This is a genomic window from Vibrio sp. S11_S32 (assembly GCF_014694465.1).
GTDB classification, from domain to species: domain Bacteria; phylum Pseudomonadota; class Gammaproteobacteria; order Enterobacterales; family Vibrionaceae; genus Vibrio; species Vibrio algicola.
This window is the reverse complement of record NZ_JAAUWS010000183.1, coordinates 1-255: the sequence shown is the minus strand read 5'-3', so window position 1 is coordinate 255 and position 255 is coordinate 1. Positions and strand designations below refer to the sequence as shown.

The 255-nt window shown below is 52.5% G+C and carries 1 protein-coding gene; it reads right to left on the bottom strand.

Going from position 1 to position 255, the window contains the following annotated elements; all coding sequences use genetic code 11:
* A partial coding sequence (locus HC723_RS17195; RefSeq protein ID WP_190339974.1) for a hypothetical protein occupies positions 1-255 on the bottom strand: 255 nt, incomplete at both ends.

Below are 255 nucleotides of genomic sequence, written 5' to 3'. Positions count from 1 at the left end.
AATAAGACCGGTATTCTCACCCGTGCCGTTGTTGTCATCCAATGGTTGGTATTGATTAACATCGGTGGTCACGGTGACATCGCCCGTTGCCGGATCCATGGTTGGGGTCATGGTGATGTCTAGGACCAGATTACCCGCCCCATCCACACCAGAGATGGTGGTCACGCCATTGGCATCGGTGGTCATGCTGAAGTTAATTGGATCCCCACCATTGGTGGTCATTTCACCCATTTCGGCGGTTAATGCGGTTTTGCC